The organism is Pseudooceanicola spongiae (assembly GCF_014899185.1).
GTDB classification, from domain to species: domain Bacteria; phylum Pseudomonadota; class Alphaproteobacteria; order Rhodobacterales; family Rhodobacteraceae; genus Pseudooceanicola; species Pseudooceanicola spongiae.
The window spans coordinates 368,460-385,281 of the sequence record NZ_CP045201.1 but is presented as its reverse complement, the minus strand read 5'-3'; the positions used below and the strand labels follow the sequence as shown (position 1 = coordinate 385,281).

General features: G+C 61.0%; 19 protein-coding genes and 1 pseudogene. 7 read left to right on the top strand and 13 right to left on the bottom strand.

The window, feature by feature from the left end:
- Positions 1 to 224: 224 nt before the first annotated feature.
- Both F3W81_RS01825 and F3W81_RS01820 read right to left on the bottom strand, forming a co-directional pair.
- Positions 225 to 1,115 (bottom strand): hypothetical protein, encoded by an 891-nt coding sequence (locus F3W81_RS01825; protein WP_226941806.1) that lies wholly within the window; start codon positions 1,113 to 1,115, stop codon positions 225 to 227.
- A 254-nt stretch (positions 1,116 to 1,369) separates the two neighbouring features.
- Entirely contained in the window at positions 1,370 to 2,134 is a 765-nt protein-coding gene (locus F3W81_RS01820; RefSeq protein WP_226941805.1) for an alpha/beta hydrolase, read from the bottom strand.
- 110 nt (positions 2,135 to 2,244) lie between these two features.
- On the opposite strand from F3W81_RS01820, the gene F3W81_RS01815 reads away from it, so the two are divergent.
- Entirely contained in the window at positions 2,245 to 3,150 is a 906-nt protein-coding gene (locus tag F3W81_RS01815) for a LysR family transcriptional regulator (RefSeq protein ID WP_193081964.1), read from the top strand.
- Positions 3,151 to 3,460: 310 nt separating this feature from the next.
- Positions 3,461 to 3,886, top strand: a complete 426-nt coding sequence (locus F3W81_RS01810; protein ID WP_193081962.1) for a bleomycin resistance protein — start codon at positions 3,461 to 3,463, stop codon at positions 3,884 to 3,886.
- 48 nt (positions 3,887 to 3,934) lie between these two features.
- Here the strand turns inward: F3W81_RS01810 and F3W81_RS01805 are convergent.
- Positions 3,935 to 5,061 (bottom strand): IS3 family transposase gene (locus F3W81_RS01805; protein ID WP_193081960.1). Its coding sequence is split into 2 segments (ribosomal slippage): positions 3,935 to 4,797 and positions 4,797 to 5,061, totalling 1,128 coding nucleotides; the frame shifts between segments, so codons are not numbered across the junction.
- Between the two features lie 85 nt (positions 5,062 to 5,146).
- Here F3W81_RS01805 and F3W81_RS01800 point away from each other — a divergent pair.
- The gene (locus F3W81_RS01800; protein ID WP_193081958.1) at positions 5,147 to 5,440 is read left to right on the top strand and encodes a hypothetical protein; all 294 of its coding nucleotides are present in this window, start codon (positions 5,147 to 5,149) and stop codon (positions 5,438 to 5,440) included.
- A gap of 157 nt (positions 5,441 to 5,597) precedes the next feature.
- Here F3W81_RS01800 and F3W81_RS01795 read toward each other — a convergent pair.
- The 4 genes and pseudogenes from F3W81_RS01795 to F3W81_RS01780 form a co-directional block, all read right to left on the bottom strand.
- Positions 5,598 to 5,762: pseudogene (locus F3W81_RS01795) on the bottom strand (transposase); the annotation flags it as partial.
- An 86-nt stretch (positions 5,763 to 5,848) separates the two neighbouring features.
- Positions 5,849 to 6,606 (bottom strand): IS5 family transposase gene (locus F3W81_RS01790; protein ID WP_193081957.1). Its coding sequence is split into 2 segments (ribosomal slippage): positions 5,849 to 6,288 and positions 6,288 to 6,606, totalling 759 coding nucleotides; the frame shifts between segments, so codons are not numbered across the junction.
- 261 nt (positions 6,607 to 6,867) lie between these two features.
- On the bottom strand, positions 6,868 to 7,311 hold the full coding sequence (locus F3W81_RS01785) for a hypothetical protein (RefSeq protein ID WP_193081955.1): 444 nt from the start codon (positions 7,309 to 7,311) through the stop codon (positions 6,868 to 6,870).
- Positions 7,312 to 7,328: 17 nt separating this feature from the next.
- Positions 7,329 to 7,478 carry a hypothetical protein gene (locus F3W81_RS01780; protein ID WP_193081954.1) on the bottom strand — a complete coding sequence of 50 codons (150 nt, stop codon included), beginning with the start codon at positions 7,476 to 7,478 and terminating at the stop codon, positions 7,329 to 7,331.
- Positions 7,479 to 7,741: 263 nt separating this feature from the next.
- Between F3W81_RS01780 and F3W81_RS01775 the strand changes: the two genes are divergently transcribed.
- The gene (locus F3W81_RS01775) at positions 7,742 to 9,298 is read left to right on the top strand and encodes a DNA cytosine methyltransferase (protein ID WP_226941804.1); all 1,557 of its coding nucleotides are present in this window, start codon (positions 7,742 to 7,744) and stop codon (positions 9,296 to 9,298) included.
- A 164-nt stretch (positions 9,299 to 9,462) separates the two neighbouring features.
- On the opposite strand, the gene F3W81_RS01770 is transcribed toward F3W81_RS01775, so the two are convergent.
- Genes F3W81_RS01770 through F3W81_RS01760 form a run of 3 tightly spaced genes read right to left on the bottom strand, consistent with a single transcriptional unit; the run spans position 9,463 to position 11,300 of the window.
- Positions 9,463 to 9,864, bottom strand: coding sequence for a nuclear transport factor 2 family protein (locus F3W81_RS01770; protein ID WP_193081952.1), 402 nt, complete (start codon positions 9,862 to 9,864; stop codon positions 9,463 to 9,465).
- Positions 9,865 to 9,893: 29 nt separating this feature from the next.
- Complete coding sequence (locus tag F3W81_RS01765; protein ID WP_193081951.1) at positions 9,894 to 10,496, bottom strand: NADPH-dependent F420 reductase; 603 nt, start codon at positions 10,494 to 10,496, stop codon at positions 9,894 to 9,896.
- Positions 10,497 to 10,541: 45 nt separating this feature from the next.
- Positions 10,542 to 11,300 (bottom strand): SDR family oxidoreductase, encoded by a 759-nt coding sequence (locus tag F3W81_RS01760; RefSeq protein ID WP_193081949.1) that lies wholly within the window; start codon positions 11,298 to 11,300, stop codon positions 10,542 to 10,544.
- A 107-nt stretch (positions 11,301 to 11,407) separates the two neighbouring features.
- Between F3W81_RS01760 and F3W81_RS01755 the strand changes: the two genes are divergently transcribed.
- Positions 11,408 to 12,337, top strand: a complete 930-nt coding sequence (locus F3W81_RS01755) for a LysR family transcriptional regulator (protein ID WP_193081948.1) — start codon at positions 11,408 to 11,410, stop codon at positions 12,335 to 12,337.
- A gap of 460 nt (positions 12,338 to 12,797) precedes the next feature.
- On the opposite strand, the gene F3W81_RS01745 is transcribed toward F3W81_RS01755, so the two are convergent.
- From F3W81_RS01745 to F3W81_RS01735, 3 genes are all read right to left on the bottom strand, one after another.
- Positions 12,798 to 13,028, bottom strand: coding sequence for a hypothetical protein (locus tag F3W81_RS01745; protein ID WP_193081945.1), 231 nt, complete (start codon positions 13,026 to 13,028; stop codon positions 12,798 to 12,800).
- A 77-nt stretch (positions 13,029 to 13,105) separates the two neighbouring features.
- Complete coding sequence (locus F3W81_RS20680) at positions 13,106 to 13,270, bottom strand: hypothetical protein (RefSeq protein ID WP_226941803.1); 165 nt, start codon at positions 13,268 to 13,270, stop codon at positions 13,106 to 13,108.
- Positions 13,271 to 13,600: 330 nt separating this feature from the next.
- Positions 13,601 to 14,548: a YihY/virulence factor BrkB family protein gene (locus F3W81_RS01735; protein ID WP_193081944.1), complete on the bottom strand. Its 948-nt coding sequence runs from the start codon at positions 14,546 to 14,548 to the stop codon at positions 13,601 to 13,603.
- A gap of 179 nt (positions 14,549 to 14,727) precedes the next feature.
- On the opposite strand from F3W81_RS01735, the gene F3W81_RS01730 reads away from it, so the two are divergent.
- Together F3W81_RS01730 and F3W81_RS01725 are read left to right on the top strand one after the other, a co-directional pair.
- Complete coding sequence (locus tag F3W81_RS01730; protein ID WP_193081943.1) at positions 14,728 to 15,144, top strand: CopG family transcriptional regulator; 417 nt, start codon at positions 14,728 to 14,730, stop codon at positions 15,142 to 15,144.
- Positions 15,145 to 15,170: 26 nt separating this feature from the next.
- Positions 15,171 to 16,253, top strand: a complete 1,083-nt coding sequence (locus F3W81_RS01725; protein WP_193081942.1) for an extracellular catalytic domain type 1 short-chain-length polyhydroxyalkanoate depolymerase — start codon at positions 15,171 to 15,173, stop codon at positions 16,251 to 16,253.
- Positions 16,254 to 16,822 lie beyond the last annotated feature (569 nt).

The following is a 16,822-nucleotide window of genomic DNA, read 5'->3' as shown; positions in this document are numbered from 1 at the left end:
TTGGAACTTGTACTACATGGCGCGTCGACAATGAGCACGCGAAGTATCAGTTTGCAGTGCTTCACGGCTTTGATCGATCCCGCCAAAGTCGCGAACCTCATGTAATTCGTCTCGATGGTCCGGTTCGTCCCGCAGTGCCGCCGCTCGCCCTCGGGTTTGACGCTGATTTCGTTTGCAAGTGCAGCGAAGGTCGGCAGTGAGCCCAGAGTTACTTGTAAGCGATGCTACAATTGGACGTGTATATGATCATCGTGGCGTGCTGCGCGACACCCCTGAAATCTGACCTTTGGGTTTTTAGCGCCGAACCTTTCTCTCAGATGCGGTTCGATAAAGATTTTTCCCACGCGATCGTCTGCGCCAAGCAACTGCAGGGCCTCTCTCATCCTTAGGGGGTCAAGTCTGTAGTCAGGCCAAAGGCCTTGTAGCCAGGTCAAATTCCACCGCAACGTGATCGTATTATCGGGACAATCGGTTGGCCCGTCCTCGAACGCGAAATAGCCAACAGGCGTTTTAGATACACCGGGCAAATAGCCCTCGTCGCTCTCATAGTAAAAAGCAAGATCGGCTTTTCTCCCATCATCATGTGAAAGATGTGGAAGCAAAGGAAAGCCAGAAAAATATGGAAAGTTGGCATCCAAGACACGCGTCTCTGTTCCTGGGTATTGGCGCTCCATTCGGGAGGCAAAGTCGATCAAAACTTCATGAAGCTCTGGAGTAACGTATTGCCTGTTCAGAGCACAATACAGCTTGGACTGCATCTGAATCACCTCTCCCGAGGTGCAGGGGATTGGTTCACGTCCCATCATCGGCGCAACCCAAAGGGCCGTCAGTGATAGTGTGAAGTAGGTGGCCGCGAAAACAACGGTTCTCTGCTTGGAACACAGGGCCATCAACCAAGCCAGCCCGCCAACTTGCGAAATGATGGTCAGTGAAACGAAGATGAAGACGTGAAATAGAACCCTAAGCATGTTTTCAACTTGCCGCAGATTCCCAGCATTGAACAGACGACAAACGAAGGTTCGGTTTGTCCCGCTCAGCAGACCTCCGACCATCCGATTTCGCTGCATGATGTCATGAAGGGCGGGTTCGGGGAAGCTGCGCCGCAGCGAGGCCAAACCTCTCGAATGTCCGCATTGGGCCGGGAGCGACGCCGCGCGAGGGGTGACCAGGCGCCTGGCCCTGCCGCGCAGCGAAGGTCCGGCACGAGCCCAGATTGTCGACTTTCCGGACCGGGGCGGGCTGGCAGACGAGATTGCGGTGGATAGTCTGATACGATGGTCTGCCCGACCGAGCAGATCGTGAAAGCAATGATCTTGTGTGAAGGGGATAACATGCGGACCGCTATTGCGGTCCGCATGGGAGTGCGGAGTTAGTTCATCTCCTCGGCGGCTTGCGCGATCAATTCCGCCACCTCATCGGGGTTCGCCATCGGCAGCAGGTGGCCGCCCTCGATCTCGACGACCGTCGCACGGGCGCGCTTTGCCATACGGCGCTGCAGCTCGGGCGCGATGACGTGGTCCTCGGTCGCAATGGCTGCCCAACTCGGTTTCGCCCTCCAGGCTGCCGCATCTATCTTGTGCGCCATGTTCGCCGTGTTGGCCCCTGCCTGAGCCCTTGCCGCAAAGAGGGCGTCTTCGGCGAAAAGACCGTTGCCGACCAGAGAAACGAATGCGTCCTCATTGATCAGGTAAGAGCCATCATCAAAGATCGTGAGCTTGTCCGGGCTGAACGCGCTGGACACCGAGGCCAGCAGGTCGCTTGCGCTTTCCCCAGTGTCGGGCTGAAACGCGGCGACGTACACAAGGCCTTTGACGTTCGGGTCGTTGCCGGCTTCCGTGATGACCACGCCGCCATATGAATTGCCGACGAGTAGCACCGGACCATCCTGCGTGTCTAGGTTGCGCTGGACCGCCACCACGTCATCTTCGACGGATGTCATCGGCAATTGAGCGATCGTGACGTGAAAATCCCGGGCGGTCAGGCGGTCGTAGACCGCTCGCCAGGTGGTGCCATCGACGTTGGCCCCATGAACCAGAACGATGTTGTGAACGTCAGCGGCAGCCATGCCTGGCAGCGCCATCATGGTGCCGAGCACCACGCTTCCGGACAGGAACAGAGTGCGAAGGTTTGTCATTGTCAGTACCTCTATAGATTGTTGAAATCGGTGTTAGAGGCAAGGTAGCTATGGCTGTGATTGATCACTATATTGGATCGAGTGATAGCCCTTATCAGTGAGGCCCATGAATGGATCGTCGCGATCTCCCCGACTTGCAGCTGTTTCAGGTCGTGGCCGAGGAGGGTAGCTTTACCCGGGCGGCTCTGCGGCTGGGACGGGCGCAGTCGGGGATCAGCCAGGCGATCGCCGCACTGGAGCAGCGCATCGGGGTGCCGTTGCTCGCGCGGACGACGCGCAATGTTCGCCCTACGGAGGCCGGGCAGCGCCTTTTGAAGTCGTTGAGCCCGGCCCTGCGACTGATCGAGGAGGGGCTGACCGAGCTCAAGGAGGCGCGCAGCGGCGTCGTCGGCACTCTGCGGCTGACGTCCATTGAATACCCGGCAAGGGCAATCATCATCCCTGCTCTGACAGGTTTCATGGAGCAATACCCTAATGTGACCGTGGATCTGCGCATCAGTGACAAGCTGACCGACATCGTCGAATCCGGGTTTGACGCCGGCATCCGGATGGGCGCGCACCTGGAGCAGGACATGTCGGCCGTCCCCCTCGGTCCCGATTTGCGCGCGGTGGTCTTCGGTTCGCCGGACTATTTCGCCCGACGCGGCGTGCCGAGGCGGCTGGATGATCTGGCCGACCAAGCCTGCTTAAACTATCGACAAGCGAGCCACGGCGACCTGTTCCGATGGTCGTTCAGGGAGGGCGAACGCCGGGTCGAGATGGCGGTAAACGGCCCGCTTATCACCGACGATGCCCATACGCTGATAGAGGCCGCGTTGGCAGGTCAGGGGCTGAGCTACCTGTTCGAGCCGTTCGTCTCGGAGCATCTGGCAGCGGGTCGGCTTCAGACTTGCCTTGAAGAGTTTTGTCCACTCTGGTCGGGGTATCATCTCTACTATCCCGGCAGGCACCAGAAGTCGGCTGCGCTCGCGGCGCTGGTCGATTACCTCAAGTCCAGAAGGCGGCGAAGCGCCTGAGCATGCAAGTGTCCCATCATTTCACCACGACTGAATGCGGGTCTTTGCATGTGTACATGGAAGGTCTGCTAAGTCCGCTGACCGACGATTGAGCCAACAAAATGCTGCGCCATGCACGAATGACTGGTCTGGTGAAGCTGCAATGCGGCGCCGACACGCAGGGCCAATGTCCGGTCTGGGCCCCGCGAGCGACGCCGCGTGTGGGGCGACCAGGCGGTTGACCCTCACGCGCAGCAAGGGTCCGGAAGGAGCCCTTTCCGGATAGGCCACCTCGAGCTAAAGCTGCACCAATACTTTTGGAGGGCATGATTTGGGTAACGCACTAGTTCCGGAGTTTTCAGTCTCTGATTGGCGACTTTCAAAGGCGTTCTATTGCGATGTGCTTGGTTTCGAGTGCGCCTATGAGCGTCCCGAAGAAGGCTTCTGCTATCTCCAACTTGGCGACGCGGAGCTGATGATTGATCAGATAGGACAAGGCCGCACCTTCGATGATGGGTTTCTTCCTGCCGGCTATCCCTTTGGTATGGGGCTGAATGTTCAAATCCGTGTGCCCTCTGTAGACCCGCTTGTTGAAGCTCTTGCCAACATCAAGCACCCACTTTTCCTTCCTGTGGAGGAAAAGTGGTATCGCATAGGCGATTGCCAGGGCGGAAACAGGCAATTCGTCGTCGCCGACCCGGATGGCTATCTGTTGCGGTTCTTTCAGGAACTCGGAATGCGGAACCCCGTCGCGTGATGCTGGCCGGAGACTGGAGTGCCCCCATCGAGTGGTCCAGTTTGAATGTTAGTGCATGGTCGGTCGTTGGTCTATCGGGACGATGCTTTTGGGCGCTGGCGGCCGGTATCCCAAAGCACTGTGAGGCCTGACCGTATTGTAGTGACGCCGCCAGCGTTCGATAAGGATCTGGGCCTCGCGTAACGTGGTGAAGACTTCACCGTTGAGCAGCTCATCCCGGAAACGGGCGTTAAAGCTCTCGCAGTAGCCGTTCTCCCACGGTGAGCCTGGGGTGATGAATGCGGTTTTTGCGCCCACGGCACCGATCCAGGCACGCACCTTCTTGGCGATAAATTCTGCGCCATTGTCCGACCTTATGTATTCCGGCGGGCCGCGTAGGATGAACAGATCCGTCAAAGCATCGACCACATCCGTTGAATTGAGCCTGCGTTTGACCCGGATCACCAGCGCCTCCCTCGTGAACTCATCAATGATATTCAGCGTGCGGAAGATCCGCCCGTCGTGGGTCCGGTCCTGAACAAAGTCATAGGACCAGACATGGTTCGGGCGCTCCGGCCGCAGCCTCACGCATGACCCGTCATTGAGCCAGAGTCGGCCCTTCTTCGGCTGTTTTTGCGGGACTTTGAGCCCTTCCCGGCGCCAGATCCGCTCGACGCGCTTGTGGTTTACATGCCAGCCGCTGTTGTTCAGCATGCCGGTGATCATGCGATAGCCATAGCGCCCGAACTCTTCGGCCAGCGCGGTGATGTCCTCGGTTAGCCGGGCTTCGTCCGGCAGACCGCAGGGCACTTTGCGCTGCGTAGAGCGATGCTGACCCAATGTGCGGCAAACCCGGCGCTCCGATACGCTGAGGGTTTGCCGCACATGGTCGATGCACCGCCTACGGCGGGAAGGGCTCAGTAGTTTCCCCGTGCAGCTTCGGCCAGGATCATCTTGTCCAACGTCAGATCCGACACGGCACGTCTGAGCCGGGTATTCTCAGCCTCCAGCTCTTTCAGCCGCTTGAGCTGATCCCGGCTCATGCCGCCATACTCCTTGCGCCACCGATAGTAGGTCTGAACCGTGACACCGATTTGCCGCACGGCCTCCTGAACTGATTTGCCTTGCCCTTGCAGCACTTCAACTTGTCGCAGCTTCAGCACGATATCCTCGGGCTTCTCTCGCTTGCCAGCCATCTCGTCGTCCTCCTGAAAACGGGATAACTCTATCCCAAAAGGTGGACCACTTCAGTGGGGGCATTCCATTACCTTGACCGGTCCAATGACCCACGGCAGCGACAAATGCGACCTGGCTCTTCATGTCTTGAGCGACAGATCAGCGACTGCCCGGCTGTTTTGCGGTGGCAGCCAGATCGCTGAAGCTGCAATCCCTATAACCTCTAACCACCTTTCTTTCTGGGGACTGGATATTGGCCGCGACCCAATAAGTGCGGTTTCTCACGCTTACTCCGAACCTTTCGCCTACCCTGAAACGCATCTGGACAGAATTGTCATGAAATTCTTCGACGAAATTAATGAGGCTGATATGGCAATTTCTCTAGAGGCTTCTGAATAGATACTGGACCTGCACCGTTTTCGTTCCGGCGGGTGGGCGTTAAGAGCGTTCAGGATCTGCCAGACGACGCAGTAGTGCTCATTGTCCTTCAGAGCGACCTCAATCTCCAAACCTGCTGGCACACCGAAAGGCCACTTGACGCAGTCCAGCATCGACGCCCGTATTCCTTGGGCGCATCGCACCACCGCCCCCCATTGCGATTAGTGAATATAATCCCACTGAGCACACGTCTGTCATCCACGCGTCGCACGCCATGGCTCTTCGGAAAATAAGGACGAAGCCGTACCATTTGCTCTTCGCTCAGCCTGTAAAGATTGCTCATAAATCCGCCTCAGTTCGGAGGAACTTGAAACACGCAGACCTGACAGCCTCAAGCCGATTAATGGGTCTGAAGCCTAGGGTCAGGATTCATAACCAGAACATAACGACGGCGGGCAATGCGCATGCGGAGAGGAAGACCTTCGGGCATCTGTCGTAGCGGGTCGCAACACGGCGCCAGTCCTTGAGCCTGGCAAAACTGTTCTCGATCTTGTGGCGTTTGCGATAGCGAACTTCGTCGTGTCGGATCTGAACCTTGCGGCCCTTCCTTGCCGGTATGCATGGCGTGATACCCATGTTTTCAAGCGCTTCGCGATACCAGTCTGCATCATAGCCCCGGTCCGCCAGCATGTGTCTGGCAGGCGGCAGACCGTCCAGAAGCGCCCGTGCGCCGATGTAATCACTACGCTGGCCCGCCGTCAGGAACATCCGCAGGGGACGACCCTGGGCATCCGTGACGGTGTGCAGCTTGGAATTCATTCCACCCTTGGTGCGGCCAATCAGGCGGCCGCGCCCCCCTTTTTCAGCCCCAGACTGGAGGCCGTCCGGTGCGTCTTGAGATGGGTTGCATCGATCATCAGCGTATCGGTCGTACCGCCCCGATCGGCCAGTTCCAGCAGCATCTGAGCGAAGATGCCCTTCTCGCTCCACCGCTTCCATCGACTGTAGAGGGTCTTGTGAGGGCCGTAGGCCTCAGGGGCATCCCGCCACCGTAATCCATTGCGATTTATGAATATTATACCGCTCAGAACACGCCTGTCGTCAACACGCGGTTTGCCGTGGGACTTCGGGAAGAAGGGCTCCAGCTTGGCCATCTGTTCGTCGTTCAGCCAGTATAGATCGCTCATGTGACCCCTCCGTTTGGGGCTCCATAAAACAGACCGCTAGGCTAAAATCAATGCATCCTGACCCTAGGCTCTAACCTTTTCCATTTGGGCTTTTTTCTCCAATTCCGACTGTACGAAAACAACTGTGATATAACCGGTCAACGTGCTTGCGCCCAGATTTTCGGTTAGCCTCCCCCTCTGGACTGGCAACCCCAAACGCTGGTTGCCACCCGCCCGCGATCAGCGCACCGCGTCCTTCCATGGCGTGCGGGGCGGCATCGCCTAAGTCACGACGTAGGAGGTCAGCCCGCCGTAGATCCGAAAGCTATCGCGCAGCTCCAGCAGTGCGCCCCACCAGGCGAGATCTTCCCGCCTCAGAGCCGCAGCATCCCCGGGACGGTTCTGGTTGGTGATCGGGCAGTATTTTACCTCGACCTCGCGGAGTTTGCCCAGGCTCACGTAGCTGAGCATCCCGGCGCTCTCGGTCTGTGCAAAGGTGCCGTGCTTGGTGGTGCGCCACTCACAAGACACGACGCGGGTCTTCTCGGGGAGGTGCCAGCTCGGCGCCTGCCCTGCTCTTGCAAGCTCGCCGATGCGGTCCAGCTTGCGCTGGCCGTCTTCGGCGCTGACCGCCTTGGGAAAGCGGAAGCCCAGCTCGGCCATCGGTGTCAGCAGCAGGCGACGCACCCGGTCGCGCTTGGTTTCGGTCTTGAGATCCTCGGTCATGGCCAGCGCCTCCATTCTCAGAAAATACCCGACGTCTGACGCTCATCCGGCGTCAGCAAGTCTGCGGCGATGATGTGATTTTTCACGAAGTCGGGCAGCTCCCCGAAGGCGTCCGACCGACCGCCGCGAAAGCTGCGCACAGCGTCCTCGGCACGCTTGCAAACCATCGGGTTCTGAGAGCGCTCGCGCGCACCCTCGCGCCCCCTATGGTTCTTATATGGTTTATCCTTATTATAGGGGTGGTGCAGATCTGCCCCCCCTTAACCGAGCGGATCTGAACCCTTTCAGCTGGACGATTTTGGCGCGCGTCAGGAATCCGAACCGGCTTTGCCGACCCTGACTGCGCCCGACGGCTCGCACGATCCACCGCGCCGCCTCAAGATTCGCAAGCCGTGCTGGAGATGTACAAAGAAGCCTTTGGGATGGCCTGGTGGATGGCTCTGATCTCTTCGGCATTCTGGCGGACCCCTCGCCTGTTTCGGTGCGGCACCCCGACGCCCGCCCGCTGATCGTCGACAGCTTCGCGGGCGGCGGCGGGGCCAGCACCGGGATCGATCTCGCCCTCGGACGCAGTCCGGATATCGCCATCAACCACAACGCCGCCGCGCTGGCGCTGCATGCCGCGAACCACCCGGACACACTGCATCTCTCCGAGAACGTGTTCCGGGTCGATCCGCTCGACCACCTGCAGGGCCGCCACATCGGCCTGATGTGGTTCAGCCCAGACTGTAAGCACTTTTCCAAGGCCAAAGGCGGCAAGCCGGTCGAGCGCAATATCCGCGATCTTGCCTGGATCATTCCGGGCTGGATCGACCGCCTGCAGCGAAAGGGTGGCCGGGTTGACGTGGTCATCATGGAGAACGTCGATGAGTGGAAGGACTGGGGCCCGCTGGTGCAGACAGCGCGCGGCCTCATGCCCTGCCCGGACCGGCGCGGCGAGACCTTCCGGGTTTGGCAAAAGCAGATCCGTCGTCTCGGCGGCAAGATGCAGACCCGCGAGTTGCGCGGCTGCGACTATGGTGCCCCGACCATCCGCAAGCGTCGCTTCGTCATCATCCGCTTTGACGGCAAGCCCATCGTCTGGCCCGCGCCAACCCACGGCGCCCTAGACAGCGCCGACGTGATGTCCGGTCAGCTGCAGCCATGGCGCGCAGCGGCGGAGTGCATCGACTGGTCGCTGCCCTGCCCCTCGATCTTCGAGACCTCCGCCGAGATCATGGCGAAGCACGGCCTGCGCGCCAAGCGCCCTCTGGCCGCAAATACACTCGCCCGCATCGCGCGCGGGATGAAACGCTATGTGCTGGACGCCGACCGCCCCTTCCTGGTCAACCTCACCCACGGCGGTCGGGTTGAAGATCTCGCCGCCCCGAGCCTGACGCGGTTCAACGGCGGTGCCACCGGATCGGACCTGCGCGCGCCCGTGCCGACGATCACCGCCAACAGCTGGATCAAGCGCCCCGGCGGCGCAGCCCCGCTGGGGCTGCTGGCACCGTGCCTCATGTCGCTCAAAGGCACAGCCCGCCGCGACAGCGCGGTCACGTCGCCGCATCCAACCGTGCTGGCCGGCGGCGGGCACAGCGCGCTGATCGCGCCGGTGCTGACCTACACCCAGCAGGGTGGAAACTGCCGCCCGGCAACGCTGCCCCACTCAACAATCTGCGCCAGCCGTAAGGATCAGAACGCTGTCATCATGCCGACGCTCATTCAGACCGGATACGGAGAAAGGCCGGGACAGGCAACACGATCTCTCGACATCACAAAGCCGCTTGGCACCGTTGTCGCCGGAGGCATCAAGCACGCCGTCGCTGCTGCGTTCCTTGCCCAGCAGAATGGAGGGCCGCGCATTGGCGCGAGCACAGGCCGTGACCTGAAAGAGCCAATCTCCACGATCACCGGCAGCGGAAGCCAGCAAACGCCCGTCGCGACCTTCTTCGCCAAGTATTACGGCACCCCTCACCATCGTCGGAGGGCTGCGTGCCCTCGCTGATGATCAGGCCGATGCTGCCGCGCTGGCCATAGTAAAGCGCCGCGCTTGCGCCGGGGGTGCCGTCCGCCTGCGGGCCATGACGAAGCGATTGGAAAGCTCAAACTGGCCCAAGCGGTGGGAAGAGAAGAGGTCGGTCATGGAGAACGTCCTCATGAGAGCGTGTTTCAACTGTTCGGTTCCAAATCCAGCAGGACCCAGAGCCGGGCAATGCGACCCCCAATGATCTCTGCTGTATCAGCGCCCAAGACCATTGTGGGATTGTCGGGGGTTCCAGCGTGCCAGCGCAGCGTGCCCATGCCGTGATGGCCGAGGCCCTTGCCGTCGGGCACAAAGGTGAAGTCGGGGCCAAAGTTCTCAAGCAGCTTTCCTGCGATATCCGAGATGGCCTGACGCCCGTTCACGATGGCGTCCGGCTCGTACATGATGGGATCGGCCACATAAAGATCCGCGATGGCCGCGTCGCGCAGGACAGCGTCACGCTGGTTGAAAACGCGCTGTAGGTTGGCGTGCAGCAGAGCGTCATAGTCCGGCTCTGCGGCGGGGGTGGGAATTGTGGTGTCGGTCATGGTAAATTCCTTTCGGTATGGAGGGCAGATCAGTCAAACTTAACGAGGTTCAGGGCAGGCAACGGACCGCCCGGAAATTGCACGAGGCGCGCGCCGTCAGCGAGCGAGCCGAGATCAATTCCTGCAAAGCCAAGCCGGTCGATGAGCGCGCAGACCTCTCCCTTGGCGGCTGCGTCGTCGCCAGAATAGAACAGGACGCGCTTGCCGCCTTCGCTTTGCGGATCGCCCGACAGAAGCTGCGGCCGGAGGTGGTTGAAGCCCTTTACCAGCTTGGCCCCGCGCGCCATCCCGGCAACAACTTCCGATGAAGCGACCCGACCAAGATCGACCGGCTTGAACAGCGGCGCCTCGATGGGATTGTTCGCATCCACCACGATCCGCCCGCCAAAATCGGGCAAGGTGGACAACAGACCCGCCAGCCGCGACCAGTTGACCGCAACAAAGACGATATCCTTCGCGGCGGCCTCTGCGACGGTGCCTCCCGTGATGGCCGGACCGACCTCAGACAGCAGGTCGCGCAGGCTTTCCGGCCCCCGGCTATTGGCGAGGGTTGCTGCAATGCCCTTGTTGGCGAGGGCCCGGGCAATGGCGCTGCCGATCTGCCCTGCGCCGATAATTCCGATGGTTGTCATGGTTTCATTCCTTCGATGTGCGAAAATGGATGGGGGAGCGCGCGATCAGGCGAGCTGGCCGCCATCGACGTTAAGCGTGGCGCCGGTGATATAGCTGGCGTCCGGTCCGGCCAAAAAGGCGACGGCGTTGGCGATATCCTGCGGCTGGCCATAGCGGCCCAGTGCGGCAAGGCCGCTCAGCATCGCCGCAAAGTCGCCGGTTTCCGGGTTCATGTCGGTATTGATCGCGCCGGGCTGCACCACGTTGACGGTGATGCCACGGGGCCCAAGATCGCGCGCCCAGCCACGGCTATAGGCCGCGACCGCTGCCTTGCTGGCGATATAGTCCGCGGCGCCGGCGAAAGGCACGTGGACCGCCCCGGTCGTCCCGATGGAGACAATGCGTCCGCCGTCGCTGAGCAGTGGCACCGCCGCCCGGACCGCCGTCGCAACACCCTTCACATTGACCGCGATCTGATGATCGAACGCCGCGAGATCCGCGTCAGCGTCGTCAACGCTTCCGGTCACGAAAACCCCGGCTGAATTGATAAGAATGTCGAGCCGACCGAATGCGGCATGGGCCTCCCGCACGAGGGCTGTGACCTCGACCGCGTCCGCCTGATCCGCGCGGATAGCCAGAGCCCGACGCCCCATCGCCTCGACCTCCTGCGCGATGGCGGATGCCTGATCCATAGAGGCGGCATAGCTGAAAACCACGTCTGCCCCATCGCTTGCAAGGCGGCGTACAATGGCTGCGCCAATGCCACGGGTGCCGCCAGTGACCAAGGCGACCTTGCCGAGGAGGGGTTGGGAATTGCTTGTCATCGTCTTCGCTCCATCTGTGTTCCTGAAGCGAACATGACGGAACTGATCATCAAGGATTAGCCGTATATGGCTTGCATTATCTTCAATGATTGATTGAAGATGCGCCTATGGAAACGCTCGCCAATCTGGAATCCTTCGTGCGCAGTGCCGACCATGGCAGCTTTTCCGAAGCGGCCCGCCGTCTCGCGCTCACTCCGGCGGCCGTCAGCCGCAATGTCGCCATGCTGGAGCGCAATCTGGGCGTCCGCCTGTTCCACCGCTCAACCCGCAAGCTGACCCTGACGGAAGCGGGCGAGGCGTTTCACCAGGCGATCTCGGGGAACCTGAGCGACATACAGGCGGCGATTGCAGGCGTGGCGACAGCGGGCGGCGCGCCGTCGGGCGTGCTCAGGGTGAGTATGGCGCCGACGTTTGGCGCGATGCACATTCTGCCGCTTCTGCCCGACTTCATCACCCGCTATCCCGGTGTGCGTCCCGAGTGGCATTTCGAGAACAGGCAGGTCGATATCATCGCCGAAGGCTATGATGCGGCGATTGGCGGCGGGTTCGACTTGTCGCCTGGCGTTGTCGCTCGCAATCTGGCCCCGGCCCACATTATTGCGGTGGCTTCACCCGCCTATATGGCAGACCGCAGGCTTCCCGCCAGTCCGGCTGATCTGGCAAAGTTGGACGGCATTGTCATGCGCTCGCTGCAGTCCGGGCGGATCCGGCACTGGACCATGCGCGACGCCGCCGGTGCGCAAACGCCAGCGCCGCTCAAGGAGGCCTTTGTCTTCAATGATCCCGCGGCGATGCGACGATCCGCTTTGCTGGGACTGGGCGTCGCGATGCTGGTGGTGGCCGATGTCATCGAAGATCTGGAAAGCGGCGCGCTCATCCGACTGGTGCCGAAATGGTATGCCGATGCGGGACCGATCTCAATTTATTTCGCCTCTCGGACACTATTGCCCGGCAAAACCCGCGCGTTCGTCGACTTTATCGCCGACGCGTTTAAACAGGGCCGTCTGGCAGAGCGATTTGCAGGCAGCCTGGGCTGATGGGCGGCATAGGCTCGCCTGTGTTCGATGCCGTGAGCAATCTACTGTTTTGCTTGAGAGAGACAAACAGCAGCTATGCTGACAACAGCCTTGGAATAGGTCCAGTGATCCAGCTAAATCAACTCTGATTGAGCCGCTCACCTCAGTGCCTCGGCAGGCATGCGCATGGCATGTGCCCGAAGACGGCATGGTTGTTTTAGAAGCTATCGAAATGATGCCGGTGATTGCCTTGGCGGTGCGCGACAGGTCAGAGCCTAGACGCTCAATGATTTCGCAATCGATCACCAGCGCCAGCGATGTCCAGCGATCTTTTGCCGCTCAAGACCTTGGCCAATGTGGGGCACCCGTTTCCAGGCCAGCGATTTGAGGCGCACATCTGCCGACAGAAAGCGTTCGTTCGGTGCTGTGGCGACGCAAGGAATGAGCGGGATCCGGGGCCACATGCCCATAACCTGCTTGCTCACGACCAGTCCTTGAGCTGAAAGAGCGGCCGCATAGTTGTACGATCATTCGGCTGGACCATTCGTACCGATGGCGTTCGTGTCATCGCTGTTGTCGCACGGAAGCCCGGAAGCCAGGGCACTGTCCGATAGACAAAGGATGGTTTTTCCTCGACCATCGCCTCGGTCGGCTTGTACGAGACCTTCAGTCGCAGCACGCCAAACAAGGTGCAAAGCTTGCCGATCGACACCGAGACGCCCCTAGCCTGCCGCCTTTTTCAGGCACACAACTCAAGCAACTCCTCGCGGCAGGCCTCCTGCAGATCCTTCAACTGCTTGTCGTATTGGGATGGATGTCGATCAGATTGGCACGCGGTACAGTCTCAAAGCCCCATTTGGAATCCTCGACCCAGCCCTCGATTTCGGAGCCTGTCAGATCTGAGGACCAGCTCGCCTCCGCCGAAGTTGTCTTGCCTTGAGTGATTTCGACCACAGGAGCAATCTTCCGCCACACAAGCCAATGTTTGGTGTTTGCGTCCATCGTCATGTTCATCGTTACTTTCCCCTTTGTGGCCTCAGCGATGTCTGGAGCCCAAGGCAGCTGCCCAAATGCGACGGTCGTGCCTGGTGGACCCCAGACCGGTGCGTCGGGCATGAAAGGCGGACATCGACCGCGAAGAAGTATCGCTGAGCGAACAGCCCGAGGAGCGCTCACTCCTTCTGATATGCAAACCCGGAATTGAGAAAGTGACCACGGTGGCTCTCTTCCCCCCGTCAGCGCGAGTCCGGAAAAGACAGCAGAACACGGGCTCAGACCTCCCGTTCATGTGCTCTTTTTGGGTCGCAGGGACTGCGCCAGTCGCCGGATTCTGATGGCCCGGTTGAGCTCACCCCCGAAAATCAGGATCAGGGCCGCGAGATACATGAAGTAAAGGGCTGCGATGATCCCTGCGAGGCCCGCGTAATAGCTCGCATAACTCGCGAACCTGGACAGATAGACCGAAAAGGCCGCGGTCAGGACGATCCACGCGCAGACGGTAAAGAGCACGCCCGGCCAAAGGCTGGAGAACCTGGTGCGGCGCGCGGGCAGAATGACATGCGCCGCAAACAGCAAGGAAAGGAGGATGATTCCCGCCGCCGGGTAGCGGATAAGGCTCACCGTGACAGAGGCCGGATCGAACCCGGGCAGGAACTGATGCAGCCAGGACCCGGCTCTCGGCGCCAGCACCAGCAGGTAGCCAACCATCACAAGGGCAAAACCGGACATGAGAACCACGCCCGCCTGGATCGCGTAGATCATTATGCCCGACCGGGTTTCCCGGATGCCATAGGCGCGGTTCAGACCGACACGCACGCCGTCGACCCCGCCCACAGCAAACCAGACGGTCAGCAGGATACCGATGCTGAGCACGCCGCCGCGCTGCGCGGTCATGACCTTCTCCACCTCCGAGACAATCGGATCGGCGATGACCGGCGGCACGATCTCGATCAGGAACGCGGTCAGGTCGTCGGCCATGGAGCGGTCGCCGATGAAGGCGGTCAGCGAACTCGTGAAGATCAGAAACGGAAAGATCGCCATCAACATCCGGAAGGCCACGTTGCCGGCAAGACCGAAAGCATCGTCGTTCCAGAGCCGCAGGACCGCTTCCTGGGCGACGGCCACGGCCACACGCCAGCCTGAGCCCGTCAGCAGAACTTCGGGGCGGGCACTGACGACCCCATGGGTCAGGACGGCATCGCGGAGGGTCTGGTGGTCGCGGTTGGAGCTCATTCGTTGCTTTCTCCCGTTCAAGGCGAAGAGACAGGTAGGTGTGCGCCGGGACTTGCCCAGCGTAACGGCTCGTTTGGAATTGGCATTCCTTTGCCACTCAGCTGGAAAAGATCGGCGAGCCGCCCTTGCGCACATCCAATAGACATCCATATACCATCCATACAGATGGAGAATCGACAATGGCCGACATAAGACAGATCCGGGACAAGCAGCCCGACAACGAGAAGATCACCATCAATCTCGGCTTCGTCGATCTTGGCCGCATCGACCTGCTGGTGCAGGAGGGGTTCTACTCCAACCGCAGCGACTTCATCCGCACCGCGATCCGCAAGCACCTCGACGCGCATGGCGAGGCGGTCGAGCGCTCCATTGAGCGCCATACCATGGAGCTCGGTCTGCGCGACTTCGGCCGGGCGGAGCTCGAGCAGTGTCGCGCGGCTGGCGAAGTCCTGCATATCAAGGTGGTGGGACTGGCCCGCATCGGCTCAGACGTCACGCCCGAACTTGCCCGGGCCACCATTGGCTCGATCACCGTTCTCGGCAGCCTTCAGGCCTCCGCGGACATCAAGAAGGCACTGGCCGACCGCATCCTGTAGCGGCGACCCTCACAAGGACGAAACAGATGATCACCTTCAACGCCGGCGTCCTGCGCCCGGCGACCGGGCAAACGCGCGCCGCGCAGCTTGCCTCCGCCAACGACCTCGTGACCCGGACCCTTGCCCAGCACGGTCTGACCGCCGGGCCCATGGCCGGTGTCCCCGCCGCTGGCGGGAGCGACAGACTGACGACCGCGCTTTCCGGCCTCATGGCCCGCCTCCAACCTTCCGGCCAACCGGCAGCTCAACCCTCGGACCTGCCGAATGGCGCAAGCTTTGCCGAGGGCAGCTTCACCTGCGCCGCGGGGACGCGCCGCTATCGCACCTATGTGCCAGCCTCGGCGCAGGAAGGGGCGACCGGCCTTGTGGTGATGCTCCACGGCTGCACCCAGACGCCGGAGGACTTTGCCGCCGGAACGGGCATGAACGCCCTGGCTGAGCAACATGGCTTCATCGTGGTCTATCCGCACCAATCGCGGGGCGACAACGCACAGTCCTGCTGGAACTGGTTCAGTCGTGGTGACCAGACGCGGGACCGTGGCGAGCCTGCCATCCTTGCGGGCCTGACGCGCGAAATCATCGCCCGCCATGCCATTCCCCAGGACAGTGTCTTTGTCGCGGGCCTCTCGGCCGGGGCGGCAATGGCCGTCATCCTCGGCGGCGCCTATCCAGATGTCTTCAAGGCTGTGGGTGCCCATTCAGGTCTGCCCGCAGGTGCGGCGAAGGACATCCCCTCCGCCTTCGCGGCCATGGCCGGACGCGAGGCCGCGAGCACGCCACGCACGGCGGTCACGCGCAGCATCGTTTTCCACGGCGATGCGGATGCCACGGTTCACCCGTCGAACGGCGCGCGGATCGTCCGGCAAGCCCTTGAGGGCGACACGGGGCAGAACGTTCAAACCGAGACTGCGCGCACGGTGAACGGGCGGTCCTACAGGCACTGCACGACCTACGACGCCGATGGTACGGAAACGGTCGAACACTGGATCGTGGAAGGTATGGGGCACGCATGGTCCGGCGGTCAGCCCGCAGGCAGCTACACCGATCCGCAAGGTCCCGATGCGAGCGCCGAGATGATCCGATTCTTCTTCAGCCCCTCCGCCGGATAAGGCTTTGGCGGGGCAAAGGTTCGGAGACGAGATCTCGCGCAGCACTTATCGTCTGAACGAACCTGCGCGGGCAGAGCGACAGGCTCTGCATCTCTCGGCTGCCGCAACCTGCGCGCTGCACCTTATCCGCCTGGTGGTTTTGGTTCATCTGCGGCCCCTCTCCTCCAGCGAAATGGCTGCCTCGGAAATGGCCCGCGCATCTTCCAGTTCGGCACTCAAATGGCGCACAAAGCTATCAATTCTCTCAGGACCTAAAAGAAGATGAACCGCGCTCAGATGGACCGTCTGACAGTCGATCTGAGCGCCTTTGGTTCGCCGCACAATGAATGCCATCATCGCTGGGCTCACGCTCGATTGCGGGGGCCAACGTTCTTCCATGAGCTGAAGCGCGCAGGGTTGGCCGCGGCAGATCGATAAGTCATAGCGACAACTGCGCCCCCCGGGCATCGCCACAGGCGCATGCAGACCGGCTCGTTCTGGCCATCTGCCGAACCCGTTTTTCGAGTCTCGACACGTCCGGGCGCAGTGACATCTCCTGTCCGAGCAAGTTCTGTCAGATCACCTTTCGA